This is a genomic window from Streptomyces sp. NBC_00299 (genome assembly GCF_036173045.1).
Classification (GTDB): domain Bacteria; phylum Actinomycetota; class Actinomycetes; order Streptomycetales; family Streptomycetaceae; genus Streptomyces; species Streptomyces machairae.
This window is the reverse complement of record NZ_CP108039.1, coordinates 1,953,703-1,979,128: the sequence shown is the minus strand read 5'-3', so window position 1 is coordinate 1,979,128 and position 25,426 is coordinate 1,953,703. Positions and strand designations below refer to the sequence as shown.

Below are 25,426 nucleotides of genomic sequence, written 5' to 3'. Positions count from 1 at the left end.
TGCACCGATCTTGGCACGCATGTCATGCCCGTCGTGGGGACGCAAGCAGATAGCGTGCCCTGGTGCGCGGCTCGGTGTGCTCGCCGACCTGCCAGCCCGCCTCTTCCAGTGTGGCCGCGCAGGCCCGCAGCCGCGCGCCGTCGCTCTCGTGCACGGCTGCGGCCTCCGGCTGCGGGGTTGCCCGCACTTGATACCCGTCCGCGGAGTCCGGCCCGGCCGGAGGGTGGCCGGCCGCCTCCAGCGCAAGCGCGGCGGCCTGCACCAGATGCGTACGCTCCCAGCCGCACGGCCGGTCCACCGCCCCGTCCGGGCTGGTCATCCGGCGCAGCTCCAGCAGACCCTGCCAGGCCCCGCGCACCTCGCGCAGCCGGGCGGGGCCCGAGAGCGGGGCGTCCTCCTCACCGCCGATCCGCGCGGCGAACACGCCCCTGGCCGCGGTGTCCTCGGTCGGTGCGGGTGGTGCCGGCTCGCCCTCCCGTATCCGATGCCCCGCCGGCGTCAGAAAGTGATCGTGCGGCGGCCGCGGGTGCCGGAAAGCGAGGCCCCGCTTCACCAGCGCCGCGAGCTGGGACTCCGTGCCCCTGAGCCGTCCCGTGTCGGGATCGGCGGCGTCGATGACACGCCGCTGGGCGGCGGTCGGCGGTCTGGTCACGGCGTGCTCCTCCCCGGGCGCTCGGGCTGCCCGCCCCGCCTGTCGGCCGGGCAGTCGGCCCCTCTGCTGGGCAGGCTACGACCCGGGTCTGACATTCCACCCGGCGATCACGGGCCGACCGTGCTCGGTACCCAGCCGGCACAGCGTCCCCGTCGCCAGCTGGAACAGCGCCCCGTCCGCCGCCGGCAGCCCGAGCCGCCGGGCCGTGAGCACCCGCAGGAAGTGCCCGTGCGCCACGAGCACCACGCACCCCTCGGTGTTGGCGAAGGCGGCATCCACCTTGGCCAGCATCCGGTCGGCGCGCTCCCCGACCTGTTCCGGACTCTCCCCGGGACGGTCGGGCGGCCCGGGCGCGACCCCGTCCGTGAACAGGAACCACCCCGGCCGCTCGCGCTGGATCTCGACGGTCGTGATGCCCTCGTACCCGCCGTAGTCCCACTCCCGCAGATCGGCGTCGACCCGCATGTCGTGCAGTCCGATCAGCTCCGCGGTCTCCCGCGCCCGTTGCGACGGGCTGACGAACGCCGCTCCGATCCGATGCGAGCGGATCATCGGCACCAGCCGCCGCGCCTCCTCCCGCCCGTGCTCGGTGAGCGGTACGTCCGTCCAACCCGTGTGCCGCCCGGACCGTGACCAGGCGGTCTCGCCGTGCCGGACGAGAAAGAGATCACTCATGTGTCCAGGCTAAGAGCCCAGCGCTCCAACTCCGCGAAGTCACGCTCGCGCAGCCCCTTGCGCGCGTCGACCGGTACGAGCAGCGCGGCCGCGTCATGGTGGGCCGCGACATGCCGTACGTCGAGGTCGGTGATCATGTCGTCGACCCAGACGAAGGGCCGTCCCGCCGCCCACGCGACCACGTGCCGGGTCTTCCAGTACAGCCCGTCGGGGTCCGTCCCGAACAGCTCGGGCCACTCGACGACCGGCAGATCACCCGGCAGCCCGATCACCGGCCCGATCATCTCGTTGGCCTGGTGCTGCCAGGTGGTGGCCCAGGCCAGCTCGTACGGCAGCGCCAGCAGCCGCTCCCCGTGCCCCGGATGCAGGCGCACCTTCAGGCCCCGGCGCAACCGCCGGGACCCCGGAGTCTGCCGGGCGGACCAGTTGGCGGGGTGCAGCCGGCACGTCACATAGCCGCGATGGCGGAGGTACGGGGCGCGGAACGGGTTGAGAGGACCGTCCACGTCGAGGAGCAGCAGAGGGCGGGTACTCATGCACGGGTTCTACCCACCCTGGACGCTCAGGTCTGCCGATAGCCGCTGAGGAAACGTCCGATCCGCCCGATCGCCGCCTCCAGGTCGTCCGCGTACGGCAGGGTCAGGATCCGGAAGTGATCGGGGGCCGGCCAGTTGAAGCCCGTGCCCTGCACGACCTGGATCTTCTCCCGCAGCAGCAGGTCCAGGACGAACTTCTCGTCGTCGTGGATCTTGTGCACCTTGGGGTCGATGCGCGGGAAGGCGTAGAGCGCGCCCTTCGGCTTCACGCAGGACACGCCGGGGATCTCGTTGAGCTTCTCCCAGGCCACGTCGCGCTGTTCGTGCAGGCGGCCGCCGGGGGTGGTGAGCTCCCGGATGGACTGGCGGCCCCCGAGGGCGGCCTGGATGGCGTACTGGGCGGGCGCGTTGGCGCACAGCCGCATGGAGGCCAGCATCGTCAGGCCCTCCAGATAGTCCTTCGCGTGCTGCCTCGGACCGGTCACGACGAGCCAGCCGGAGCGGAAGCCCGCCACCCGGTACGTCTTCGACAGGCCGCAGAAGGTGAGGACCACCAGGTCGGGGGCGAGGGTCGCGACCGAGTGGTGCACGGCGTCGTCGTAGAGGATCTGGTCGTAGATCTCGTCGGCGAAGACCATCAGGCCGTGGCGGCGGGCGAGGTCGAGGATGCCCTCCAGGATCTCCTTGGGGTACACCGCGCCGGTCGGGTTGTTCGGGTTGATGATGACCACGGCCCGCGTGCGGTCCGTGATCTTCGACGCCATGTCGTCCAGGTCGGGGTACCAGTCGGCCTGCTCGTCGCACAGGTAGTGCACGGCCTTGCCGCCGGCGAGGGTCGTCACCGCCGTCCAGAGGGGGAAGTCCGGGGCAGGGATGAGGATCTCGTCGCCGTCCTCGAGGAGTGCCTGTACGGCCATGGAGACCAGCTCGGACACGCCGTTGCCGAGGAAGACGTCGTCGACGTCGACCTCCAGGCCCAGCGTCTGGTAGCGCTGGGCCACGGCCCGGCGGGCGGAGAGGATGCCGCGCGAGTCGGTGTAGCCGTGCGCCTGGGGGAGCGTCCGGATCATGTCCTGGAGGATCTCCTCCGGTGCCTCGAAGCCGAAGAGCGCGGGGTTGCCGGTGTTCAGGCGCAGCACGCTGTGGCCCGCCTCCTCCAGCGCGTTCGCGTGCTCGATCACCGGACCGCGGATCTCGTAACAGACCTCGCTCAGCTTGCTCGACTGCCGGAACTCCATGCGCGCTCGCCCCTCCGGTTTCGTGTGTTGCTTGGTTTTACCAAGTTCACGCTTGGAAAGTCCAACAACATGTCTAGACTGCGTCGCATGTCACCTCGCCGAAGCTACGACCAGTACTGTTCCGCCGCCCGTGCGCTCGACGTCGTCGGCGACCGCTGGACCCTGCTGATCGTCCGGGAGCTGCTGGCCGGCCCGCGGCGCTACACCGACCTGCACGCCGACCTGCCGGGCGTCAGCACGGACGTACTCGCCTCGCGGCTGAAGGACATGGAACGGGACGGCATCAGCACGCGGCGCAAGCTGCCCCCGCCGGGAGCGGCGTACGTGTACGAACTCACCTCACGGGGGCGGGAGTTGCTGCCCGTTCTCCAGGCGCTGGGGGAGTGGGGGCAGCCCGAGCTCGGCGAGCGGCGGGCCACCGACGCCGTGCGAGCGCACTGGTTCGCGCTGCCTCTGCTGAGGTCGCTGGAGGGGGAGGGACTGGTCGAAGTACGTCTGGAAGAAGGGGACTTCCACCTGTACGTCGGCGCCGAGGAGGGGCCGGTCCACGGCGACGGGCCCGCGCCCGGTGAGCCCGACGCGCGGCTGGTCCTGGACTCCGCGACGTGCGAGGCGGTCGCGCGGGGGGAGTTGAGTGTGGCGGACGCCGTACGGGACGGCCGTATCGCGGTGAGCGGGGGCGGGACCCTGGCCAAGGCCCTGCTGGACGTCTGATCACCGACGAGGCCCGCCGTACGGTCATGTACGGCGGGCCTCGTCGATCGGCGTGACGAGCCGTCAGGCGCCCGGCGGCACCCGCGACGGCCGCCCCGGCCCGCGCGTCAGCGTGTACCCGCCGACACCCGCGAGCGCGGCCAGCGCGCCGCCGATCGCCGTCCACACCCAGCGGTCGGACCACCAGCCGGACGCCCAGCCGTCCTCGGGCTCGATGCTGGACAGCACGGCCGAGGCGGACGAACCCTCCTCGTCGTCCTGCGACTTGACGGCGACCCCGGGCACGAGCGGCTCAGCCAGCGCCCCGTCGACCGCGGCCGAACCGCCGATGTCCTCGGAGTCGACCCGGACCTGGGCGCCGACCGGCAGACCGAGGTCGGAGGTGGGCACGTCCACGACCGACAGACGGATGTAGTACGTGCCCGGCAGCGGGTCGTTGGCCCAGGGCTCCGACCAGCCGCGGGCGGTGCGCAGGACGCAGGCCAGCTCGACCGTGCCCGCGTTCGCCGCCGCGGTGCGGGTCTGCGCCCCGTACTGGCAGGCCTGACGGCGGCGCAGGCCGTCGTACACGTCGATCTGCCAGGTCTCGGCGGCATGCGTGTCGGGCAGCTTCACGGTCGCCTTGACGGTGGGGCGCAGGCCGGCGTCCGCGGGGAACGACCAGTACAGGTAGTCGCCCGTGGAGGCGTTCGCGGTGGCCGTCTGCCCCTGCTCGATCTCGGTCGCGGTCCGGAAGGAGGTGCCCGCCTGAGTCGGCGCGCCGCCGTCCTCCGAAGCGCTGGGGGACGGAGAGGTGTCGGCGACCGCAGGGGTAACCGCCAGCCCGAGCATCAGCAGGGCCGTGCTCAACACACGTGTGATCCGCATCAGTTGGTCCTCCAGACCGCGACGCGCCAGCGCGACAGCCAGCCCCAGACGAGACCGGCGAGGAAGCCGGTGAGGATCAGCGCGCCGAGCAGCCACCAGCCGCGCCCGAGGCCGAAGGAGGCCACGTCGCTCGACTGCGACGGCCCGTCCACGACGTCGATGGTCAGCTCCAGCGGCAGCCCGGGCGTGCTCTGCACTTTGGATCCGGCCGAGAAGGAGTGGGTGACCTGGAGACACACGGTCTCGGCGGCCGCGGCGGTCTCGTCCTCGTCGTCGGCCTCCGCCTTCGGGTAGCGCAGGCCGGTGGACACGACATCCGTACGGCCGTTGCCCGCCGCCTCGCCGCGCACGATCTCCCGGCCGGGCGCGGTCACCGCCCGCAGCAGGACGCCGTACGAGGGGTTCACGGCCCGGTCGGCCGCCACGCTCACCGAGGCGCGCAGCTCCTGGCCGGGCTCGACGTCCACCCGGTACCAGCGCTGCTGCCCGAACTCCGCGCGGTCGGTGTACAGGCCGGACTTCAGCGTCGGCGCCTTGGCGCACTGGTCCGCGCCCGTCGTCGCGACCGGCGTCACCACCGGATCGGCCGCCCGGTCCACCAACTGGTTGACCTTGTCGGTGAGTTCCTCCGTGTGCTCGACGGAGGTGAACGTCCCGCCGGTCGCCTCCGCGATACAGCTGAGCTGCTGCCGCATCTTGGTGTTCGGGACCAGGCCGAGCGTGTCGATGGTCAGACCGATGCCCTTGGCGGCGATCTCCCGGGCCACCTCGCACGGGTCGAGCGGGGCGCAGGTGTCCTCGCCGTCGCTGATCAGCACGATCCGCTTGGAGCCCTCGCCGCCGTCGAGGTCGTCGGCGGCCTTCAGCAGCGCGGGACCGATCGGCGTCCAGCCGGTCGGCGTGAGGGTCGCCACCGCCGTCTTGGCCTCGGTGCGGTCCAGCGGGCCGACCGGGTAGAGCTGCGCGGTGTCCTTGCAGCCCGTCCTGCGGTCGTCGCCCGGGTAGTTGGCGCCCAGGGTGCGGATACCGAGCTGAACTTCTTCGGGCGTCGCGTCCAGCACCTCGTTGAAGGCCTGCTTCGCCGCGGCCATCCGGGACTTGCCGTCGATGTCCTTGGCCCGCATCGAGCCGCTCACGTCGAGGACGAGATCGACCTTGGGCGCCAACGCGCTGGTCTCATCGGCAACCGCCCCGGCCGGGAACGCCATCCCGGCCGCGAGCGCGGCGAGCAGGGCGCAGGCCCCGGTCACCAGCCGTGTTCTTGTGATCATCGGCGGATCTTATTGATCAGAGGTGTCCCGCTTCAAAACGAGGTCAGAACACCTCGGTGACCAGCGGATGGGGCAGCTCCGCCCACTGGTCCCCGGGCGTCCCCGGCGACAGCCGCATCAGCGTCAGCGCCTTCGTCGGCAGCGGCTCCTCGCACAGTGCGGCGAGATCCCCGGTGTCCGGCAGCTCCCGTACGGCCGCCTCCAGTGCCCCGCGCAACGCCGCGCCCGAGCCCGCCGTACCCGCCAGCGCCCCGGCCACCATCGAGCCGAACAGCTTGCGTCGCAGGGTCGGCACGTCGTCGGTGACGATCCGGCCGGTCAGCTCCGGCAGCGGGATGCCGTGCCGGGCCAGCCGGGCCGGGCTGACGCGGATGTCGGCGAGGTCGCGGTAGACCAGCCTGACCGGGGAGCCGTCCGCCGACAGCACCACGAGCAGGTTCTGGCCATGGGCCTCCAGCGCCACGCCCAGCTCCAGCAGCCGCAGCCCCACGGTCAGGGCGAGACGCGTGAACTCGGCCAGCCACGCGGGCGATTCGGGCAGTTCGGTGGTGGCCAGCGCGGCCACCGGTACGACCCGCTCGTCGGACCCCGCGTACACCTGCGGCGACTCGCGCAACACCGCCGCCAGATCGGGGGAGCCGGCCGTGGCGGCACCCAGCGTGCGGGTGACGTGAAGCAGCCCGTCCATCCGTGCCGCCGGCTCCGCCGCGAAGTCCGACAGGGTGGCCGACAAGCCGATGGAGTACACCGAGATGTCCCGCACCGAGGACGTGAGCCGCGCGCTCAACGCGGTCTTCACATGCGGTCCGTCGGGCAGGGCGAGCGTACGCAGGGACATCAGCGGGTGCGCGGCGATCCCGTCGCCGTGGGGGGCACAGGGGCGCTTGAGCACATGCTCGGCCTGCCACGGATGCACCGGGATCAGCAGCCGCTCCCCGTCCCGCAACTCCTCCGGCCACCGGCCCGTCACCAGGCACTCCGCCGCCCGCACCGGCACCGGCCCCAGCGTCACCACCGGCCGGTGCTCGGGCCCGTACGCCAGCTGCTCCGCGACCGAGAAGCCCGGCCGGGAACGGCAGTTGGGATGGAACGGATGCCCGTCGACCACCCGCTGCTCCCACCCCCAGTCGGACACCGGCCACTCCTTCGGGTGACCGCCCTGTCCTGCCCGCGACAGTGCCAACGAGGCGACACTGTGGCCGAGTTCGGCGGCGAAGGACGTGCCGTGCGGCACGGAGAGGTCGGTCAGCAGCCGGGCCGGATCGTCGTACGACGTGTCGTCGAGCCGTACGGCCGTGACATACGCGGCGGTGGCGTACGGGTCCGCACGCGGGCCGTGCAGCCGGCGCCCGTCCGAAAGGCACAGGGTGAGGCCCTCCCTGCCCGGCTCACGGCGGGCGACCCACGGCAGGGGCTCGTGCGCGAGGGCACGCCACAGCCGGGTCAGCACGGCAGCCCGGGCCCCGGGCAGCTCGGCGGCGTACCGCGACGCGAGTTCGGGGCGTACGTCGGCCAGATCGGCGCCGACCTCGGCCTCGGCGCTGGGGAGACGGTGCACGGGCGGGCTCCTCGGGTACGAGTAGGACGTCGGCCCAGGTGCCGACGACAGACATACTGATCGTCTTCCCTCCGGAACGGACCGTAGAGAACGAGTGGAGCGAGTGCACCTCAACCCCTTGTCAGCCGCTGCCGACGCCCACGCGGTCGCGCCCTTGCTGAACTGCCTCCTCCGGGAGGTGGCCGAGCCCGTTCCGGGCCCGGGCGAGCGGCGCGTCCACCGGCTGCACGGCACGGGCCGCCTGCTGCGGGTGCTCGGCGAACGCCGGCCCGCCGAGCCCGAGGTGCGAGCGGACGGGACCTGGCAGCGCGTCGGGCACACCGAACTCGTCAAGTTGGTCGCCGACGAGCTGCGCCGCCACACCGGTCTGTCCAACCACGAACTGCCCGCCGAGATGATCGACAGCCGGGACACGGTGGCCGCGCTGCTCACCGCACGCGCGCGTGCCACGCCGCCGGACGACCCCTACCTCCGCTCCGAGCAGTGCCTCCTCACCGGGCACCCCTACCACCCCGCCCCCAAGGCGCGCGGCGGCGGCCCGCCCGCGGCCTGGCTGCCGTACGCCCCCGAGGCACACGCCCGCTTCCCGCTGACGCTGCTCGGTCTGCGCGAGGACGCGGTCGTCGAGGAGGGCGACACCTCCGCCCTGGACGCCTTCGGCGAGGCGCCGCCCGGTTACCGGCTGCTGCCCGCGCACCCGTGGCAGCTGGACCTGGTCGGCCGGGAGCTCGCGGAGGCCTTCGCCGACGGCCGGCTGATCCGGCTCTGCACGACCGGCTTCGACGCGTGGCCGACGGCCGCGATCCGCACGCTGTACGTCCCCGAGGGCGCCCCCGAGTCCGCCTCCGCGGGCGACCTCTTCCTCAAGTTCAGCCTCGACGTCCGCATCACCAACGACATCCGTCGGCTGTGGCGTCACGACCTGCTGGAACTCCGCAGGACCGATACGGCGGCGTCCCGCGCGTTCGCGACGGGCCCCGGGGCCTGGCTCTCCGACCGCGGATACCGCACCGCCGACTTCGCCTTCGAGGAACTGGCGGTCCTGGTGCGCGACGGCTTCCACGGCCACCTGATGCCCGGTGCCACTCCGATTCTCGCCGCGGGCCTCGTGGAGGGCTTCGAAGGCAGCCGGCTCGGCGACGCGGCCTGGTGGGAGGCGTACTTGCGCGCCGTCGTACCGCCCGCCCTCGCGGCCTTCGCCGATCACGGCGTCGTCCTGGAGGCCCACCTGCAGAACACGCTGGTCGCCGTCGACACCGACGGCATCCCGGTGCAGGCCCTCTTCCGGGACGCCGAGGGCGTGAAGCTGCTGCCGAAGGTGTCCCGTGAGGCCGGCTGGGAGCGGCTCGTGTACACGCTCGTCGTGAACCACCTCTGCGAGGTCGCTGCGGCCCTCGCGGAGCGTCACCAGGGCTTCGACCCCTGGCCCGCCGTACAGCGCGAACTGGCGCGCCATGACCTCCCCGAGATCCCGGCCCTGCTGTCGTCCCCCACCCTCCCCGGCAAGACCAACCTGCTGCTGCGCTGGACGGGCGCGGACGGCGCCGACGCCCGGTACCTGCCCCTCCCGAACCCGCTGGCCGGGTGAGCGCTGACTTACCCTGGCGGGTGTGCTGCGCGATGTGACTGCTGTTCGATACGTGACCCCGTTGCGGTCCGGCGGCTCCGTGCCCGGAGTCGTCGAGGCCGACGACCTCGGCACGTACGTCGTGAAGTTCACCGGTTCCGCGCAGGGGCGCAAGGCGCTGGTCGCCGAGGTGATCGTCGGCGAGCTGGCCCGCGCCCTGGGGCTGCGCTTCCCCGAGCTGGTCCTGGTCCACTTCGACCCCGCCGTCGCGGACAGCGAGCCGCACCAGGAGGTGCGGGACCTGCACGCCGCCAGCGCGGGGATCAACCTCGGCATGGACTTTCTGCCGGGCGCCCGGGACTTCACCCCGGAGGTCGCGAAGACCTTCCCCGTCGACCCGCTGGAGGCGGGCCGGATCGTCTGGCTGGACGCCCTGACCACGAACGTCGACCGCACGGTGCACAGCTCGAACCTGATGATCTGGCCCACCCTCGGCACGGTCCCGCCGCGCCTGTGGCTGATCGACCACGGAGCGGCCCTCGTCTTCCACCACCGCTGGGACGGCGCGGACCCGGCGAAGTCCTACGACTTCCGCCACCACGCCCTCGGCCACTACGCCCCCGACGTGCGCGCCGCGGACGCGGAGCTGGCGCCCAGGGTGAGCGAGGAACTGCTGCGCGGGATCGTGGCCGAGGTGCCGGACGCCTGGCTGGCGGACGAGCCCGGCTTCGAGACGCCCGATGCCCTCCGCGAGGCCTACGTCGGCCACCTCCACGCACGCGTGCAGGCGTCCTCCGCCTGGCTCCCCACCGACTTCCCCACCCGGGAGGAACTCGCCGCCGAGCAAGCCCTGCGGGCGGCGAAATCACAGGAAGGCCGGCCGAAGTGGCTGAAGCAGGTGCCCGACCTGCACGGCAAGCCGGCCGCGGAACAGGATTGGTCGGTGCACCTCGGATGAGTGGCCGTGTCGAGATCGAGTACTGCACCCAGTGCAAGTGGCTGCCCCGGGCCGCGTGGCTGGCGCAGGAGTTGCTGACGACCTTCGAGGCGGAACTGACCGAACTCGCGCTCAAGCCCGGCAAGGGCGGGATCTTCGTCGTCCGCGTCGACGGCGATGTGGTCTGGGACCGCCGCGAGCAGGGCTTCCCCGAGCCGACGGCCGTCAAGCAGGTCGTACGCGACCGAGTGGCCCCGGGAAAGTCCCTGGGCCACTCGGACAAACCGGCTTCCTGAGGGCTCAGCCCCTCAGCTGCTCGTACGCCGGCAGCGTCAGGAAGTCCGCGTAGTTCTCGTCGAGGGAGACCTCCAGGAGCAGGTCGTGGGCCTGCTGCCAGTGGCCGGCCGCGAAGGCCTCCTCGCCGATCTCGGCGCGGATGTTCGCCAGTTCCTCGGCGGCGACCTTGCGGGCCAGCTCGGGGGTGGCGTGCTCGCCGTTCTCGAACTCGACGTCCGCGTTGATCCACTGCCAGATCTGGGAGCGGGAGATCTCGGCGGTGGCCGCGTCCTCCATGAGGTTGAAGATGGCGACCGCGCCGAGGCCGCGCAGCCAGGCCTCGATGTAGCGGATGCCGACCTGCACGGCGTTGACCAGGCCCGGGTACGTCGGCTTGGCGTCCAGGGAGTCGATGGCGATCAGGTCGGCCGCCTGCACGGAGACGTCCTCGCGCAGGCGGTCCTTCTGGTTGGGCTTGTCGCCGAGGACCTTGTCGAAGGACTCCATGGCGATCGGGACCAGGTCGGGGTGGGCGACCCAGGAGCCGTCGAAGCCGTCGCCGGCCTCGCGGTCCTTGTCGGCGCGGACCTTCTCGAAGGCCACCTTGTTGACCTCGGCGTCCCGGCGGGACGGGATGAAGGCCGCCATGCCGCCGATCGCGTGCGCACCGCGCTTGTGGCAGGTGCGCACGAGGAGTTCGGTGTACGCGCGCATGAACGGGGCCGTCATGGTGACCGCGTTGCGGTCCGGGAGGACGAACTTGGTGCCGCCGTCACGGAAGTTCTTGACGATGGAGAACAGGTAGTCCCAGCGGCCGGCGTTCAACCCGGCGGCGTGGTCGCGGAGTTCGTAGAGGATCTCCTCCATCTCGTACGCCGCCGTGATCGTCTCGATCAGGACGGTCGCGCGGACGGTGCCCTGCGGGATGCCGACGTAGTCCTGCGCGAAGACGAAGACCTCGTTCCAGAGGCGGGCCTCCAGGTGCGACTCCGTCTTCGGGAGGTAGAAGTACGGGCCCTTGCCGAGGTCGAGCAGCCGCTGGGCGTTGTGGAAGAAGTACAGGCCGAAGTCGACGAGGGCGCCGGGGACCTGCTCACCGTCGATCTGGAGGTGACGCTCGTTCAGGTGCCAGCCGCGCGGGCGCATGACGACGGTCGCGAGCTCTTCGCCGGCGCGCAGGGCGTACGACTTGCCGGACTTCGGGTCGGTGAAGTCGATGTTCCGGGTGTACGCGTCGATCAGGTTGATCTGGCCGAGGACGACGTTCTCCCAGGTCGGCGCGGAGGCGTCCTCGAAGTCGGCCAGCCAGACCTTCGCGCCCGAGTTGAGGGCGTTGATGGTCATCTTGCGGTCGGTGGGGCCGGTGATCTCGACCCTGCGGTCCTGCAGCGCGGGCGGGCACGGGCCCACCGACCAGGAGTCGTCCGCGCGGATGGCGGCGGTCTCCGGGAGGAAGTCGAGGGTGGAGGTGCGGGCGATCTCGGCGCGGCGCTCCGCACGGCGGGCGAGGAGTTCGTCACGCCGGGGCGTGAACCGGCGGTGCAGCTCGGCCACGAAGGCGAGGGCCGCTTCGTTAAGGACCTCCTCCTGCCGGGGCAGGGGCTCGGCGTCGACGATGGCCAGCGGGGACGGCGCTGGTGCGGACATGAGCTGTCACTTCCTTCAGCGAACTACGGAGACGAGCGGTCGAGCTTTGGCACCGGGTGCCAGTCTTCCCGGATACGGCTGGGAGCGCCCGTGGAGCAGTCGGGCGCTTCTGAACAGTGGATACTAGTTTCCTCATGGTGGAAGTTCAATGGTTTGTTGATGTCGAGATTCTCTGAGTCGAGGCAAGGTGGCTCTGGGTGCCACCGCCTTCACTCAAGGTGGGTGAGATCGGCCTCCGTGTCGATGTCGTACGGCCGGGCCACGTCCCCGCACTCGACGAGCCCGATCGCGTCCTCGTGTGCCTTCAGATAGGCGCGTGCCCCTCGATCGCCGGTCGCAGTCGCCGCGATGCCCGCCCAGTGGGCGGCGCCGAAGAGCACGGGATGCCCGCGTACGCCGTCGTAGGCGGCCGAGACGAGCGACGCCTCGTCCCCGTAGGCGGCGAGCACGCGTGCGACCGCTTCCGGTCCGATGCCGGGCTGGTCGACGAGCGACACCAGCGCCGCCCGCGCGCCCGTGTCCGCGAGCGAGTCGAGCCCGGCGCGCAGGGAGGAGCCCATCCCGTCGGCCCAGTGGGGGTTGTCCACCAGGACGCAGTCACCGAGTTCCGCCTGCTCCCGTACGGCGGCGGCCTGTGCGCCCAGCACCACGTGCACGCGGGCGCAGCCGGCCGCGCGCAGTACCCCGACCGCGTGCTCGACGAGCGGTCGGCCGCGGTGCCGGAGCAGGGCCTTGGGGCGTCCGCCGAGCCGCCGTCCACCCCCGGCGGCGAGCAGCAGAGCCGCGACCAGGGGGGCTTCTTTCTCAGTCATGCGTCCTGCATACCTGACGCCCGCCGCCGCAGCCGGTGTCGTTGGGCTGAATTTCGGTCCGTATGGTGGCGCGCCCGGCAGCGGTGGCGTTTACTGACCCGCGTCCCCGGCGCCCGACCACCGTCAGGGGGGCTCGACGGGGGATGTGTGACTACTGGCGCACAACGGCGCGCGAGGGGGAGCTTTGTTGCGAAGCTTGAGGCAGAGGCCGGTGACGGGCAGCGACGAGGACCTGAGGGTGGCGGGACTGCGGACGGCCGTGTCCCGTCTGCGCCGCGAACTCGCCGCGCACCCCGGCGAGTTCCCCGACCGGGGCATCGCCGAGGACGAACTCGCCGCGCTGGCCGCTATGACGATCGAGGGTGCTCCCGAAATCCCGCGCCTGCGCCGGTCGTTACTGCTGATCGCGGGCGCGATCGGCTCGGTGAGCGCGCTGTCCCGGGGCCTGTCGGCCGTACGCGACGCGGTGGAGCTGTTCGGGGAACCGCCGCGTCGTTGAGTCCCCGGACCTGATCTAGGCGGTCGGCGTCGAGGTGGCCAGGGCCTCCGACAGTTCGACGGCCACCTGCTGGAGCATCGGCACGATCTTGTCCGTCGCCGCCTCTGTCACCCGTCCTGCCGGGCCGGAGATCGAGATGGCCGCCGCGGTGGGGGAGTCGGGGACGGGGACGGCGAGGCAGCGGACGCCGACCTCCTGCTCGTTGTCGTCGATCGCGTAGCCGTTCAGACGTACCTCCTCCAGGGCCGCGAGGAAGCCGTCCGGTGTGGTGATCGTCTTCTCCGTCGCGGCCGGCATGCCGGTGCGGGACAGCAGGGCCCGCACCTCCTCCGGCGGGAAGGAGGCGAGCAGCGCCTTGCCGACACCGGTGGAGTGCGGCAGCACGCGCCGGCCGACCTCGGTGAACATGCGCATCGAGTGCTTGGACGGCACCTGGGCGACGTACACGATCTCGTCGCCGTCGAGGAGGGCCATGTTCGCCGTCTCGCCGGTCTCCTCGACCAGCCGGGCGAGGTACGGGCGGGCCCAGGTGCCCAGCAGCCGGGACGCGGACTCGCCGAGGCGGATCAGGCGCGGGCCGAGGGCGTAGCGGCGGTTGGGCTGCTGGCGTACGTATCCGCACGCGACGAGCGTCCGCATGAGGCGGTGGATGGTGGGCAGCGGCAGCCCGCTGCTCGCGGACAGCTCGCTCAGGCCGACCTCGCCGCCCGCGTCCGCCATCCGTTCCAGCAGGTCGAAGGCGCGCTCGAGGGACTGGACGCCACCATTGGAGCTGGACCTGGCGGAGTCGGTGGTGCTGGCGCTGGACGTCGGCACGGCGTTCCTTTCGGGACCGGTAGGAGCTCAGAAGCCTACCCGTCGGTCGGTTGACTCCCCGCTTGTGCATAGCTATGTTCTGCTTGCCGGAATTATAATTCCGCTTTGTGGAAACGTCCAGAGTGTGGCGGGTGGGTGCACTGTGGAGAAGTGTGCCCTTGACGGCGCGGGAACGGGAGCGGAGACTCCTTCAACAGAAAGTTGAATTCCGTTACGCGGAAGTAAACGGCGGCAGAGAGGGGTCCGGGTGTCCGACGCTGAACTGGTGCTGCGCTCGACGCGCGTCATCACCCCGGAGGGGACACGGGCCGCCTCGGTCCTGGTCTCCGCCGGCAAGATCACGGCCGTACTCGGGTACGACGCCGAAGTCCCGTCCGACGCCCGCCTGGAGGACCTCGGCGACGACGTCCTGCTGCCCGGCCTGGTCGACACGCACGTGCATGTCAACGACCCGGGCCGCACCGAGTGGGAGGGCTTCTGGACCGCCACGCGCGCCGCGGCGGCCGGCGGCATCACCACCCTCGTCGACATGCCGCTCAACTCCCTCCCGCCGACCACGACCGTCGACAACCTCCGCGTCAAGCAGGAGGTCGCCGCCGACAAGGCGCACATCGACGTCGGCTTCTGGGGCGGCGCCCTGCCCGACAACGTCAAGGACCTGCGGCCGCTGCACGAGGTCGGCGTCTTCGGCTTCAAGGCCTTCCTGTCGCCGTCCGGCGTGGACGAGTTCCCGCACCTCGAGCGGGACCCGCTGGCCCGCTCCATGGCTGAGATCGCCGCGTTCGACGGCCTGCTCATCGTGCACGCCGAGGACCCGCACCTGCTCGCCTCCGCGCCGCAGCAGCCGGGACCCAAGTACACCGACTTCCTGGCCTCCCGCCCCCGGGACGCCGAGGACACGGCCATCGCCCAGCTCATCCGCGAGGCGAAGGCCCTGCGCGCCCGCGTGCACGTGCTGCACCTGTCCTCCAGCGACGCCCTGCCGCTGATCGCCGAGGCGAAGGCGGACGGCGTCCGGGTCACCGTCGAGACCTGCCCGCACTACCTGACCCTCACCGCCGAGGAAGTCCCGGACGGCGCCAGCGAGTTCAAGTGCTGCCCGCCGATCCGCGAGTCCGCCAACCAGGACCTGCTCTGGCAGGCGCTGGCCGAGGGCACGATCGACTGCATCGTGACCGACCACTCCCCGTCCACGGCCGACCTGAAGACCGACGACTTCGCGACGGCCTGGGGCGGCATCTCCGGACTCCAGCTGAGCCTGGCGGCCGTATGGACCGAGGCCCGTAAGCGCGGGCACGGCCTGGAGGACGTGGTCCGCTGGATGTCCGCGCGGACGGCGGAGCTCGTCGGACTCGACGACCGCAAGGGCGCCATCGAGGCGGGCCGTGACGCCGACTTCGCCGTCCTCGCGCCCGACGAGACGTTCACCGTCGACCCGGCCGCCCTCCAGCACCGCAACCGCGTGACGGCGTACGCGGGCAAGACCCTGTACGGCGTCGTGAAGTCCACCTGGCTGCGTGGCGAACGCATCGTTGCGGACGGCGAGTTCACCGACCCGAAGGGGCGACTGCTCACCCGGACCAACTGAATCCCACCCATCGAATGCGAAAGGCAGACCTGATCACCGTGACGGCGATACCCAGCTTCACCGGCGACGCGAACCCCTACGGCGGCGGCGACCCGTACGCCGACCACCGCACCGCCGACTTCCCGTTCACCCAGTACGCCAACCTCGCCGACCGGGGGCTGGGCGCCGGTGTCATCGCCGCCAACGACGAGTTCTTCGCCCAGCGCGAGAACCTTCTGCTGCCCGAGCGGGCCGAGTTCGACCCCGAGCACTTCGGGCACAAGGGCAAGATCATGGACGGCTGGGAGACCCGGCGGCGGCGCGGCGCCTCCGCCGAGCACCCGTGGCCGACGGCCGAGGACCACGACTGGGCGCTGGTCCGCCTCGGCGCGCCCGGCGTGATCCGCGGGATCGTCGTCGACACGGCCCACTTCCGCGGAAACTACCCGCAGGCGGTGTCCATCGAGGCCACGTCGGTACCGGGTTCGCCGTCGCCGCAGGAGCTGCTGGCGGACGACGTGAAGTGGACGACGCTGGTGCCGCGCACCCCGGTGGGCGGGCATGCGGAGAATGGTTTCGCCATCGCCGTGGAGCAGCGCTTCACCCACCTGCGTGTGAACCAGCATCCCGACGGCGGCATCGCCCGCCTGCGCGTGTACGGCGAGGTGGCCCCGGATCCGCAGTGGCTGGAGGTGCTCGGCACCTTCGACGTCGTCGCCCTGGAGAACGGCGGCCAAGTGGAGGACGCCTCCAACCTCTTCTACTCGCCCGCCACGAACACCATCCAGCCCGGCCGCTCCCGCAAGATGGACGACGGCTGGGAGACGCGCCGACGCCGCGACCAGGGCAACGACTGGATCCGCTACCGCCTCGTCGCCCAGTCCCAGATCCGGGCGATCGAGATCGACACCGCGTACCTGAAGGGCAACAGCGCGGGCTGGGCGTCGGTCTCGGTGAAGGACGGCGAGGACGGTGAGTGGACGGAGATCCTGCCGCGCACCCGCCTCCAGCCCGACACGAACCACCGCTTCGTCCTGCCGAACCCGGCCGTGGGCACGCACGCACGCGTGGACATCTTCCCCGACGGCGGCATCTCCCGGCTGCGGCTGCACGGTTCGCTGACCGAGCAGGGCACGGCCGGGCTGGCGGCACGGCACCAGGAGCTGGGCGGCTGACACCGGTGTGGCGCACCGGATCTCCAACTCCGGTGCGCCTCGCTATCGTTGACCTGGTTGCCGTAGAAGGGCCAGGGGGACGTGATGGGCGTGTTGCTGTACTACCCGACGGTGAATCCGCCCACCGAAGTCGTCCACCAGGCCCTGCTCTACTGGGACGGCATCGCCTCGGTCGTGCCCCGCGACCCCCGTGTGTACGAGGCGCTCGTCGGCGCCGAACTGCGGCGGCTGGAAGAGCGTGAGCTGTACCGGCCGCTCGCCTTCACGCCTGAGACGCTCGATGTCCTGGACGGCTACGGGCCCTCGCCCCACTCGGGCCAGAACTGGTCCGTCCTGACCCATGAGCTCCAGCGGATCGCGGCCCGCCCGGATCCGCCCGGGCCCACCTCGCCGCCCGAAGCAGTCCTCTACACGTCGAAGATCAGCCACCGGCTCAAGCAGCAACTCATGGAGCTGGGGCTGGCCACCAACCTCGTGCCCTGGGAACTCAGCGCGCAGCTCTCCGTCTCCAAGGAGGTCCAGGCCCTGGTCGTCGGCGTGCTGGCCCGCGAGCTCGCCGCCGCCACGGACATCGCCCTGTTCCCGTACACGGACAGCGAGGACGCGTACCGCAACACCCTGCGCCCGGTGTCCCCGACCCGCAGTCTGGCCTGGGAGGTGGAGCTGGGCCGGCTGCTGCCCGTCCCGGCGCCGGACACCCCCACCGAGGACGTCCTCGCCTTCCGCGAGAAGTACGCCGACGAACGACGCCGCCTGATGCGCGCCCTGCACGGCATGCTGGGCGAGCTGCGCCGCGACTACGAGCACCCGGCGGACGTCTTCGCCCAGTTGCGGGTGGAACTCTCCGAGGCGGTCGAGGACTACGGGGCGGCCCGCCGCGGCAACCGTATGGCCTGGGTGCACCGTTCGGTCACGGTGTCGGTCGCGCTGGCCGCCGCGGCCGGCGGCGCCCTGCTGCTGCCGGACCTCGGCTGGTTGCTCGGCACGATCGGCGGCTACGCCCTGAACGTGGCCACCCGGGAGATCCGCCCGCTGGCCAGGGCCCGGGACGACCACGACTTCAGCTATCTGCACCGGGTGCAGAGCGGGCTGGTCTGAGGGAGGACGGACGGTGGCGCTGGCGACGAAACGCCCGGGCAGTGCGCGGCTTGAGGAAGGGCGTCCTTGGAGGGTCGCGATCACCTACGCCAACGGATGGCATGCACTCCACCTTTCGTCGGGGGCAGCCGCACCGACGTGGGACGAGATCGACCGGTCCCTCGCCGAGAGCGGCTATGCCCGCACACAGGCGGTGCCTCGTCGGGCTCCCCGAGCCGGTGACGAGTTCGAGGTCGTGGGCTGGAGCTCGTTCGTTCCCGGAGGCCGGCTCCCCTGGGACGAGGACCGCGAGTGGGCCGGGCCGGCCCAGGACGTCACCGTGGCGCTGCCCTCGGCTCAGGTGGGGGAGATCCGCCGGGCCCTGGACACGCTGCGAGCCCACTTCTCGCGGCCCGACCGGACAGAACGGGTCTCCGCGCTGCTCGCGGGCCTGGACGCCGTCGGCACGGTGACGGTGACGCTCCCCGCCGCCACCGCGAGGGACCTCCACTACGCCCTGTCGGCGATCGGCCCCTGGACCGACGGGCTCGACGGCGGCACCGTGCGCGTGGCGGGCGACCTCGCCCGTCACCTGGCCGGGGCGCAGCCCGCCGGCGGCCCCTGGCCCCACGTCCGGGAGACGGTGCAGGACGCCCTGCGCGAGGCCCTGTCCCGCCCGGGTGCCCAGGGGTTGGCCGCCCGGGACGAACTGCTGGCCCTACTCGGCAGATTCGCCGGCGCACACCGGACGGCGACGGCGGCGGACGACGCGGAGCAGGGGCGTCTCCAGGCGGAGCGGACCGCGAAGGAGGGGACGCAACCCTAGGCGACGTCGTCACACCTCGCAGATGTGCGTGCCAGGGCCCGCGACGCCGGGATGATCCAAACGACTGGGCCTAGGCCGCGTGGCCGCCGTCCACCGCGAACTCAGCGCCCGTCACGTAGTCCGCCCCCGCCAGGTACGCGACCATCGACGCCACCTCGTCGGCCGTGCCGAAGCGGCCGAGGGCGGTCAGCGCAGCCTGGTCGCGCGCGTAGGGACCATCGGCCGGGTTCATGTCGGTGTCGATGGGACCCGGGTGGATGACGTTCGCCGTGATGCCGCGCGGGCCCAGCTCGCGCGCCAGGGCCCTCGTCAGGCCGATCAGGGCCGACTTGCTGGTGGCGTAGAGCGTTCCGCCGGGGCCCGGCACCCGCTGGACCATGCAGGAGCCGATCGTGATGATCCTGCCCCCGGCACTCATCCGGGCGGCCGCCGCCTGCGAGGCAAGGAAGACGCCCCGGACGTTCACCGCGAGGACCCGGTCCACGTCCGCGAGCGACAGGCCCTCCAGCGGGCCCAGGACGCCGACGCCGGCGTTGTTCACCAGCACGTCAAGTCCGCCGAGCTGCTGCGCCGTGCGCTCCACGGCGCCCGCCGCCTCGTCCGCGTCCGCGGAGTCCGCCCGCAGGGCCACGGCCCGCCGCCCCAGCGCCTCGACGGCCCGTACGACCTCCTCGGCGGCCTCCTTGCCGTTCACGTAGGTCACGGCGACGTCCGCGCCCTCCCGGGCGAGCCGCAGGGCCGTGGCGGCGCCGATGCCACGGCTCGCGCCGGTGACCAGGGCGACCCTGCCGTGCAGGGTTGCGTCAGTGGTTGTCAGGGATGCATGCGTGGTTGTCATGGGTCCATCCCAGCGCCGCACGGGCCGAAGTGCTGGCGGCGAACGGACACCGAGGTGCCGGGGGCCGGCCCTGGGGAGACGGTCCAGCGATGAGTTGCGGGTGCCGACGGGGTCTGAGGTGATGACAGCAGATCCCACCCCGGAAAACCGGAAAGAGGCACTCCTCATGGGCAAGCTCGTTTCCACCCTCTTCATCACGCTCGACGGCGTCTACCAGGCGCCCGGTGGCCCGGAGGAGGACACCCGCGGCGGCTTCGAGCACGGCGGCTGGAGCTTTCCGTACGCCGACGACGACTTCGGCCAGTTCATGAACGGCGTCTTCGCCCGCCCGGCCGCCTTCCTCCTCGGACGCCGTACGTACGACATCTTCGCCGCGTTCTGGCCGAAGGTGACCGACCCGGCCGACCCGGTCTCCTCCAAGCTGAACGCCCTGCCGAAGTACGTCCCGTCCGCCACGCTGACCGACCCCGCCTGGTCCGGCACCACCGTGCTGAGCGGCGACCTCGCCAAGGAGGTCACCGCCGTCAAGGAGCGCGTCGACGGCGAGCTCCAGGTCCACGGCAGCGGCGCCCTCGTCAGGTCCCTGCTGGCCCTCGGCCTCGTCGACACCCTCCACCTGCTGACCTTCCCGGTGGTGCTCGGCACGGGCCATCGCCTGTTCACGGAGGGCGCCGTGCCCACCGCCTTCAAGCACAGCGGCGGCAGCGTCACGAGTACCGGTGTCGTCATCAGCTCCTACGACCTGGCGGGTCGCCCCGAGTACGGCGCGTTCGGACTCCCCGAGGAGGCCTGATCAGCCGTCTGCGGCGTTCTCGCACGACCTCTCATGGAGATCGGGTGAGGACGCCGGGGCGCACGTTAACTTCCCGAAAACTCATCGGACTTGCCGGGAAAAACTCCGCCATTGACATTGACATGCCACTGTCTACGCGCGTCATCATGAAGCCATGAGATTCCCCCCACGAATCACTCGCATCGGCGCCGCAGCCGCCGTCCTGTCCGCCCTCCTCGTCGGCGGCACCGTCACTGCCACGCCGGCGGCCGCCGCGGTCGGCAGCATCTGCTACAGCAACCTGCCGTCGCAGGCGCACGACACGCTCGACCTGATCGAGCAGGGTGGTCCCTTCCCCTACGACCAGGACGGCACCGTCTTCCAGAACCGGGAAGGCATCCTGCCGAGCCGGTCGTCCGGCTACTACCACGAGTACACGGTCATCACGCCCGGTTCCTCCGACCGCGGAGCCCGCCGGATCGTCACCGGTGAGGAGAACCAGGAGGACTACTACACGGCCGACCACTACGAGTCGTTCGACTTGGTCGACTACGGCTGCTGACCCCCCACGGTCACAGCCGGCGCCGAGGAACGGTGCTGCCTGCCGGAGGTCCGGTACGCGTTCATCCGGGCTTCCGGCTTCCGGCGGCTGCGAACAGCGCGACCGCCAGCACCAGCAGGGCGACGCTCGCGTAGATCTCGAAGCCGTCGAGGAAGTCGAGCCCCTGTACGAGACCCCAGTCCCACGCGGTGAACTCGTTCAGCAGGCCCATGACGCCCTGCGCCAGGGCGATGACTCCCAGGATCTCCAGCAACTGCTTCATGCCATGACTCTCGCCCCGCGGACCCCCCACTCCAATCGGCCGCGGGGCGAGCCATGGCTGACGGAAGTCCCCGTTCCGGGTGGTCCGCCGCGACCAAGGTCGCCGATGCCGCGACTTTGGTCGTCGCTCCCGCCCTCAGGGAAGTGCCGGGACCCGGCACTGCGTAGATTTGTCGACCGTGAGTGGTGACAAGCAGGTGCCCGCACCCCAGGCGTTCGAGGGGCGGCGCTGGCTGCTGCCCTCGGCCCTGATCAAGGAGTTCGACCCCGACCCCGAGCGCCCCGGGCGACCCCGGCGCACCGCGCGGGACTGGGTGGTCGACTTCTCCTGCTTCCTGCTGGCCGTCATCATCGGTCTGCTGGCCGCCGACACGATGCAGGACGAGGACCTCCCCGCCGGATACGCCGTCTTCGACCAGCTGGTCGGCGCGCTCTCCTGCGCCGCGGTGTGGCTGCGCCGCCGCTGGCCGGTCGCGCTCGCCGCCGTGATGGTCCCGGTCGCCCTCCTGTCCAGCACCGCGGGCGGCGCGAGCCTGGTCGCTCTGTTCACCCTCGCCGTGCACCGGCCCTTCCGGTACGTGGCCTGGGTCGCCGGGACGTATGCGGTGCTGAACCCGCTGTACTTCCTGGTGCGTCCCGAGCCCGACATGCCGTACGGCTGGTCGGTCGTCCTGGCTTCGCTGCTGACGGTCGCGGTGGTCGGCTGGGGCATGCTCGCGCGGTCCAAGCGCCAGCTCCTGCTGAGCCTGCGCGACCGAGCCCGGCGCGCCGAGAACGAGGCGCGGCTGCGGGCCGAACAGGCGCAGCGGCTCGCCCGTGAGGCCATCGCCCGGGAGATGCACGACGTCCTCGCGCACCGTCTGACGCTGCTCAGCGTGCACGCGGGCGCCCTGGAGTTCCGGCCCGACGCACCCCGCGAGGAGATCGCGCGGGCGGCCAGCGTCATCCGGGAGAGCGCCCACGAGGCCCTCCAGGACCTACGGGAGATCATCGGCGTACTGCGGGCCGCCGAGCCCGACGACTCCGGCCGTCCGCAGCCGACCCTCGCGGCGCTGGAGGCGCTGGCCACCGAGTCCCGCGAGGCCGGCATGAAGGTCACCCTCGACCAGCGCGTCACCGACCCGGCCGCCGTCCCCGCCTCCGTCGGCCGCACCGCCTACCGCATCGCCCAGGAGGGCCTGACCAACGCCCGCAAGCACGCGCCCGGCACGGAGGTCACGGTCTCGGTGACCGGCGCGCCGGGCGACGGCCTGTGCGTCTCGGTGCGCAACCCGGCGCCCGAGGGCGAGGTGCCGCACGTACCCGGCTCCGGACAGGGCCTGATCGGACTGACGGAACGGGCCACGCTGACGGGTGGCCGACTGGAGCACGGGCCCACCGGGGACGGCGGGTTCGAGGTGCGGGCCCGGCTGCCGTGGGGGTGAGCACCGTCGGTACCGGAGCGGGGCAGCCCAACGGCCGCCCCGCAGTGCGCCGTCCGTCCCCGCCACGCCGTACAACCGTGATTACGTAAGGCACATGACTGCGATCAGGCTCCTCCTCGTCGACGACGACCCGTTGGTCAGGGCCGGGCTGTCCATCATGCTGGGCGGCGCCGACGACATCGAGATCGTCGGTGAGGCGGCCGACGGCTCCGAGGTCGAGGCGCTGGTCGACCGCTCCCGGCCGGACGTGGTCCTCATGGACATCCGGATGCCGTCGGTCGACGGACTCACCGCCACGGAGCGGCTGCGCAGCAGGAAGGACGCGCCACAGGTCGTGCTGCTGACCACGTTCCACGCCGACGACCAGGTGCTGCGCGCCCTGCGCGCGGGCGCCGCCGGGTTCGTCCTCAAGGACACGCCGCCCGCCGAGATCGTCGACGCGGTGCGCCGGGTCGCGGCCGGCGATCCGGTGCTGTCGCCCACCGTGACACGCCAGTTGATGGCCCACGCGGCCGGCGCCGCCGCCGAAACCCGCCGCTCACGCGCGCGTGAGCGGCTCACCGCCCTCAACGACCGCGAGCGCGAGGTCGCCGTCTCGGTGGGCCGAGGGCTGTCCAACGCCGAGATCGCCGCGGAGCTCTTCATGAGCGTCGCCACCGTCAAGACCCATGTCTCCCGCGTCCTGGCCAAGCTGGACCTCAACAACCGTGTGCAGATCGCCCTGTTGGCGTACGACGCGGGACTTCTGGCGGAAGTGGAGGAGGACGGGCACTAGGGCGGGCCCCCGCGCGTTGGCGAAATGTCGAAGGGGGAGTTGTCATGACGGAAGTGATCGCGGGCCCGCCCGGGGAGTGGCTGCCGGGGATGCGCAGTCTGCCGGTGCGCTGGTAGGGGGACGGCCGGCGAGGGGCCCCGAGCCCGGTCCGGTCACATGGCCGTCGCCGGGGTCCCGCCGGGAATCTCTCCGAGCGCGACCGGTCTTCGCTCGCGTCTCGACAGCTCGCACGCCTCGGCGATCCGCAGCGCCTGCAAGGCCTCCCGCCCGTCGCAGGGGTTGGCCCGCTCCCCGCGCACCACCTCCACGAACGCGTTCAGCTCCGCCTCGTACGCGGGACCGAACCGCTCCAGGAACCCGGACCACGGCTTGTCCGCGGCGGGCGGCCCGGTCGGCTCGGTCGACGCGATCGGCGTACGGTCGTCCAGCCCGACCACGACCTGGTCCAGCTCCCCGGCCAACTCCATGCGCACGTCGTACCCGGCGCCGTTCAGCCGCGTCGCCGTCGCCGTGGCGAGCGTGCCGTCGTCGAGCGTGAGCAACACCGCGGCCGTGTCGACGTCGCCGGCCTCACGGAACATCACCGGCCCGGCGTCCGAGCCGGCGGCGTACACATCGACGATCTCGCGCCCGGTCACCCAGCGCAGTACGTCGAAGTCGTGGATCAGCGTGTCCCGGTACAGCCCGCCGGACAGCGGCAGCCAGGCGACCGGCGGGGGCCCCTGGTCGCTGGTCAGGGCGCGCACGGTGTGCAGGCGCCCGAGCCGCCCTGACCGCACCGCCTCACGCGCGCCCGCGTACCCCGCGTCGAAGCGGCGCTGGAAGCCCATGTGCAGAACCGTCCCGGCCGTCTCCACCTCCTCGATCGCGGTCAAGGTGCCCGGCAGATCCAGCGCGATGGGCTTCTCGCAGAAGACCGGAAGCCCCGCCCGTGCTGCCCGACCGATCAGTTCGGCGTGGGCCGAGGTCGCGGTCGTGATCACCACCGCGTCCACGCCCCACCTGAAGATCTCGTCCACGCCAGGCGCCGCCGTCTCGCCGAGCCGGCGCGCCAGATCCAGCGCCCGCGTGCCGTCCGCGTCCGTGAGGATCAGGGAGCCGACGTCGCGGTGACGACTGAGCGTGTTGGCGTGAATGGTGCCGATACGGCCCGTACCGATGACCCCGATGCGCATGGAAACAAAGTGGGGGTTCGGTGCGTAGGCTGTCAATGCGTATGTCCGGACAATCGAACTACACGACTTCCCGTCAACAACGCGTAGAGCTACGCTCGGCCCGTGCCGAAACCAGAAGTGGACCCGACCGTGGAACTCGAGCTCAGTGTGGACCGGAGCAGTCCGGTGCCTTTGTACTTCCAGCTGTCCCAGCAGCTCGAGGCCGCGATCGAGCACGGAGCGCTCACGCCCGGCAGCCTGCTGGGCAACGAGATCGAACTCGCCGCACGCCTCGGCCTGTCCCGGCCGACCGTCCGTCAGGCCATCCAGTCGCTGGTCGACAAGGGTCTGCTGGTGCGCCGCCGGGGCGTCGGCACACAGGTCGTGCACAGCCAGGTCAAGCGGCCGCTGGAGCTCAGCAGCCTCTACGACGACCTGGAGTCGGCCGGCCAGCGCCCGGCGACGAAGGTGATCGTCAACACCGTCGTCCCGGCGTCCGCCGAGGTCGCCGCCGCGCTCGGGGTGGCCGAGGGCAGCGACGTGCACCGGATCGAGCGGCTGCGGCTGGCGCACGGCGAGCCGATGGCGTACCTGTGCAACTTCCTGCCGCCCGCCCTGATCGACCTGGACACCGCGCAGCTGGAGTCCACCGGCCTGTACCGGCTGATGAGGACCGCCGGCATCACCCTGCACAGCGCCCGCCAGACCATCGGCGCGCGCGCCGCCACCGGCGCCGAAGCCGAACGGCTCGCCGAGGAGGAGGGCGCCCCGCTGCTCACCATGCAGCGTGTGACGTTCGACGACACGGGCCGAGCGGTCGAGTACGGCACCCACACTTATCGCCCGAGCCGTTACTCCTTCGAGTTCCAGCTGCTCGTCCGCCCGTGAGATCCGCAGCCGTACGGTCCTGAGCGAGGGGCGGCGGGACCG

27 protein-coding genes are annotated in these 25,426 nt (G+C 71.7%); 14 read left to right on the top strand and 13 right to left on the bottom strand.

Going from position 1 to position 25,426, the window contains the following annotated elements; translation table 11 throughout:
• Positions 1-22: 22 nt before the first annotated feature.
• The 4 genes from OHT51_RS08610 to OHT51_RS08595 all read right to left on the bottom strand — a co-directional run bounded on the left by OHT51_RS08610 (position 23) and on the right by OHT51_RS08595 (position 3,101).
• Positions 23-652, bottom strand: a complete 630-nt coding sequence (locus OHT51_RS08610; protein ID WP_328878313.1) for a hypothetical protein — start codon at positions 650-652, stop codon at positions 23-25.
• A 75-nt stretch (positions 653-727) separates the two neighbouring features.
• Positions 728-1,327, bottom strand: coding sequence for a histidine phosphatase family protein (locus OHT51_RS08605; protein WP_328878312.1), 600 nt, complete (start codon positions 1,325-1,327; stop codon positions 728-730).
• Entirely contained in the window at positions 1,324-1,863 is a 540-nt protein-coding gene (locus OHT51_RS08600; RefSeq protein ID WP_328878311.1) for an HAD domain-containing protein, read from the bottom strand. Before OHT51_RS08600 ends, OHT51_RS08605 begins: the two co-directional genes overlap by 4 nt.
• 26 nt (positions 1,864-1,889) lie before the next feature.
• Positions 1,890-3,101, bottom strand: coding sequence for a pyridoxal phosphate-dependent aminotransferase (locus tag OHT51_RS08595; RefSeq protein WP_328878310.1), 1,212 nt, complete (start codon positions 3,099-3,101; stop codon positions 1,890-1,892).
• 87 nt (positions 3,102-3,188) lie between these two features.
• On the opposite strand from OHT51_RS08595, the gene OHT51_RS08590 reads away from it, so the two are divergent.
• Positions 3,189-3,815, top strand: a complete 627-nt coding sequence (locus OHT51_RS08590; RefSeq protein WP_328878309.1) for a winged helix-turn-helix transcriptional regulator — start codon at positions 3,189-3,191, stop codon at positions 3,813-3,815.
• Positions 3,816-3,878: 63 nt separating this feature from the next.
• Here the strand turns inward: OHT51_RS08590 and OHT51_RS08585 are convergent, their stop codons facing one another.
• Genes OHT51_RS08585 through OHT51_RS08575 form a run of 3 tightly spaced genes read right to left on the bottom strand, consistent with a single transcriptional unit; the run spans position 3,879 to position 7,511 of the window.
• Complete coding sequence (locus OHT51_RS08585) at positions 3,879-4,682, bottom strand: hypothetical protein (RefSeq protein ID WP_328878308.1); 804 nt, start codon at positions 4,680-4,682, stop codon at positions 3,879-3,881.
• Positions 4,682-5,953 (bottom strand): VWA domain-containing protein, encoded by a 1,272-nt coding sequence (locus OHT51_RS08580; RefSeq protein WP_328878307.1) that lies wholly within the window; start codon positions 5,951-5,953, stop codon positions 4,682-4,684. The genes OHT51_RS08585 and OHT51_RS08580 overlap by 1 nt, the downstream gene beginning before the upstream one ends.
• 43 nt (positions 5,954-5,996) lie before the next feature.
• Complete coding sequence (locus tag OHT51_RS08575) at positions 5,997-7,511, bottom strand: IucA/IucC family protein (RefSeq protein WP_328878306.1); 1,515 nt, start codon at positions 7,509-7,511, stop codon at positions 5,997-5,999.
• A 94-nt stretch (positions 7,512-7,605) separates the two neighbouring features.
• Here OHT51_RS08575 and OHT51_RS08570 point away from each other — a divergent pair, with 94 nt between their 5' ends.
• The 3 genes from OHT51_RS08570 to OHT51_RS08560 are packed head-to-tail and all read left to right on the top strand — an operon-like array spanning position 7,606 to position 10,311.
• Positions 7,606-9,099 carry an IucA/IucC family protein gene (locus OHT51_RS08570; RefSeq protein ID WP_328878305.1) on the top strand — a complete coding sequence of 498 codons (1,494 nt, stop codon included), beginning with the start codon at positions 7,606-7,608 and terminating at the stop codon, positions 9,097-9,099.
• Positions 9,100-9,121: 22 nt separating this feature from the next.
• Complete coding sequence (locus tag OHT51_RS08565) at positions 9,122-10,036, top strand: HipA family kinase (protein ID WP_328878304.1); 915 nt, start codon at positions 9,122-9,124, stop codon at positions 10,034-10,036.
• Positions 10,033-10,311 (top strand): SelT/SelW/SelH family protein, encoded by a 279-nt coding sequence (locus OHT51_RS08560; protein ID WP_328878303.1) that lies wholly within the window; start codon positions 10,033-10,035, stop codon positions 10,309-10,311. The genes OHT51_RS08565 and OHT51_RS08560 overlap by 4 nt, the downstream gene beginning before the upstream one ends.
• Before the next feature lie 4 nt (positions 10,312-10,315).
• Here OHT51_RS08560 and aceB read toward each other — a convergent pair whose 3' ends face one another.
• Together aceB and OHT51_RS08550 are read right to left on the bottom strand one after the other, a co-directional pair.
• Complete coding sequence (gene aceB / locus OHT51_RS08555; protein ID WP_328878302.1) at positions 10,316-11,938, bottom strand: malate synthase A; 1,623 nt, start codon at positions 11,936-11,938, stop codon at positions 10,316-10,318.
• Between the two features lie 209 nt (positions 11,939-12,147).
• The gene (locus tag OHT51_RS08550) at positions 12,148-12,750 is read right to left on the bottom strand and encodes a nucleotidyltransferase family protein (RefSeq protein WP_328878301.1); all 603 of its coding nucleotides are present in this window, start codon (positions 12,748-12,750) and stop codon (positions 12,148-12,150) included.
• A gap of 211 nt (positions 12,751-12,961) precedes the next feature.
• Here OHT51_RS08550 and OHT51_RS08545 point away from each other — a divergent pair, with 211 nt between their 5' ends.
• Positions 12,962-13,249, top strand: a complete 288-nt coding sequence (locus OHT51_RS08545) for a DUF5955 family protein (protein ID WP_328878300.1) — start codon at positions 12,962-12,964, stop codon at positions 13,247-13,249.
• Positions 13,250-13,264: 15 nt separating this feature from the next.
• Here OHT51_RS08545 and OHT51_RS08540 read toward each other — a convergent pair whose 3' ends face one another.
• Positions 13,265-14,065 carry an IclR family transcriptional regulator gene (locus OHT51_RS08540; RefSeq protein WP_328878299.1) on the bottom strand — a complete coding sequence of 267 codons (801 nt, stop codon included), beginning with the start codon at positions 14,063-14,065 and terminating at the stop codon, positions 13,265-13,267.
• A gap of 247 nt (positions 14,066-14,312) precedes the next feature.
• Between OHT51_RS08540 and allB the strand changes: the two genes are divergently transcribed.
• From allB to OHT51_RS08520, 4 genes are all read left to right on the top strand, one after another.
• Complete coding sequence (gene allB, locus OHT51_RS08535) at positions 14,313-15,653, top strand: allantoinase AllB (RefSeq protein WP_328878298.1); 1,341 nt, start codon at positions 14,313-14,315, stop codon at positions 15,651-15,653.
• 38 nt (positions 15,654-15,691) lie between these two features.
• Entirely contained in the window at positions 15,692-16,807 is a 1,116-nt protein-coding gene (gene alc / locus OHT51_RS08530) for an allantoicase (protein ID WP_328884274.1), read from the top strand.
• 84 nt (positions 16,808-16,891) lie between these two features.
• On the top strand, positions 16,892-17,905 hold the full coding sequence (locus OHT51_RS08525; protein ID WP_328878297.1) for a DUF6236 family protein: 1,014 nt from the start codon (positions 16,892-16,894) through the stop codon (positions 17,903-17,905).
• Positions 17,906-17,918: 13 nt separating this feature from the next.
• Positions 17,919-18,710, top strand: coding sequence for a hypothetical protein (locus OHT51_RS08520; protein ID WP_328878296.1), 792 nt, complete (start codon positions 17,919-17,921; stop codon positions 18,708-18,710).
• 70 nt (positions 18,711-18,780) lie between these two features.
• On the opposite strand, the gene OHT51_RS08515 is transcribed toward OHT51_RS08520, so the two are convergent.
• Positions 18,781-19,548, bottom strand: coding sequence for an SDR family oxidoreductase (locus OHT51_RS08515; protein WP_328878295.1), 768 nt, complete (start codon positions 19,546-19,548; stop codon positions 18,781-18,783).
• A gap of 166 nt (positions 19,549-19,714) precedes the next feature.
• Between OHT51_RS08515 and OHT51_RS08510 the strand changes: the two genes are divergently transcribed.
• Complete coding sequence (locus tag OHT51_RS08510; RefSeq protein WP_328878294.1) at positions 19,715-20,341, top strand: dihydrofolate reductase family protein; 627 nt, start codon at positions 19,715-19,717, stop codon at positions 20,339-20,341.
• A gap of 154 nt (positions 20,342-20,495) precedes the next feature.
• Complete coding sequence (locus tag OHT51_RS08505) at positions 20,496-20,882, top strand: ribonuclease domain-containing protein (RefSeq protein WP_328878293.1); 387 nt, start codon at positions 20,496-20,498, stop codon at positions 20,880-20,882.
• Between the two features lie 61 nt (positions 20,883-20,943).
• Here OHT51_RS08505 and OHT51_RS08500 read toward each other — a convergent pair whose 3' ends face one another.
• Positions 20,944-21,144 (bottom strand): hypothetical protein, encoded by a 201-nt coding sequence (locus tag OHT51_RS08500; protein WP_328878292.1) that lies wholly within the window; start codon positions 21,142-21,144, stop codon positions 20,944-20,946.
• 169 nt (positions 21,145-21,313) lie between these two features.
• On the opposite strand from OHT51_RS08500, the gene OHT51_RS08495 reads away from it, so the two are divergent.
• Both OHT51_RS08495 and OHT51_RS08490 read left to right on the top strand, forming a co-directional pair.
• Positions 21,314-22,567, top strand: coding sequence for a sensor histidine kinase (locus OHT51_RS08495; RefSeq protein ID WP_443052434.1), 1,254 nt, complete (start codon positions 21,314-21,316; stop codon positions 22,565-22,567).
• Positions 22,568-22,661: 94 nt separating this feature from the next.
• On the top strand, positions 22,662-23,342 hold the full coding sequence (locus OHT51_RS08490) for a response regulator transcription factor (RefSeq protein ID WP_328878290.1): 681 nt from the start codon (positions 22,662-22,664) through the stop codon (positions 23,340-23,342).
• 152 nt (positions 23,343-23,494) lie between these two features.
• Here OHT51_RS08490 and OHT51_RS08485 read toward each other — a convergent pair whose 3' ends face one another.
• A complete protein-coding gene (locus OHT51_RS08485; RefSeq protein ID WP_328878289.1) occupies positions 23,495-24,517 on the bottom strand; it encodes a Gfo/Idh/MocA family protein in 1,023 nt (340 codons plus the stop codon).
• Between the two features lie 129 nt (positions 24,518-24,646).
• Here OHT51_RS08485 and OHT51_RS08480 point away from each other — a divergent pair, with 129 nt between their 5' ends.
• On the top strand, positions 24,647-25,384 hold the full coding sequence (locus OHT51_RS08480) for a GntR family transcriptional regulator (RefSeq protein WP_328884273.1): 738 nt from the start codon (positions 24,647-24,649) through the stop codon (positions 25,382-25,384).
• Positions 25,385-25,426 lie beyond the last annotated feature (42 nt).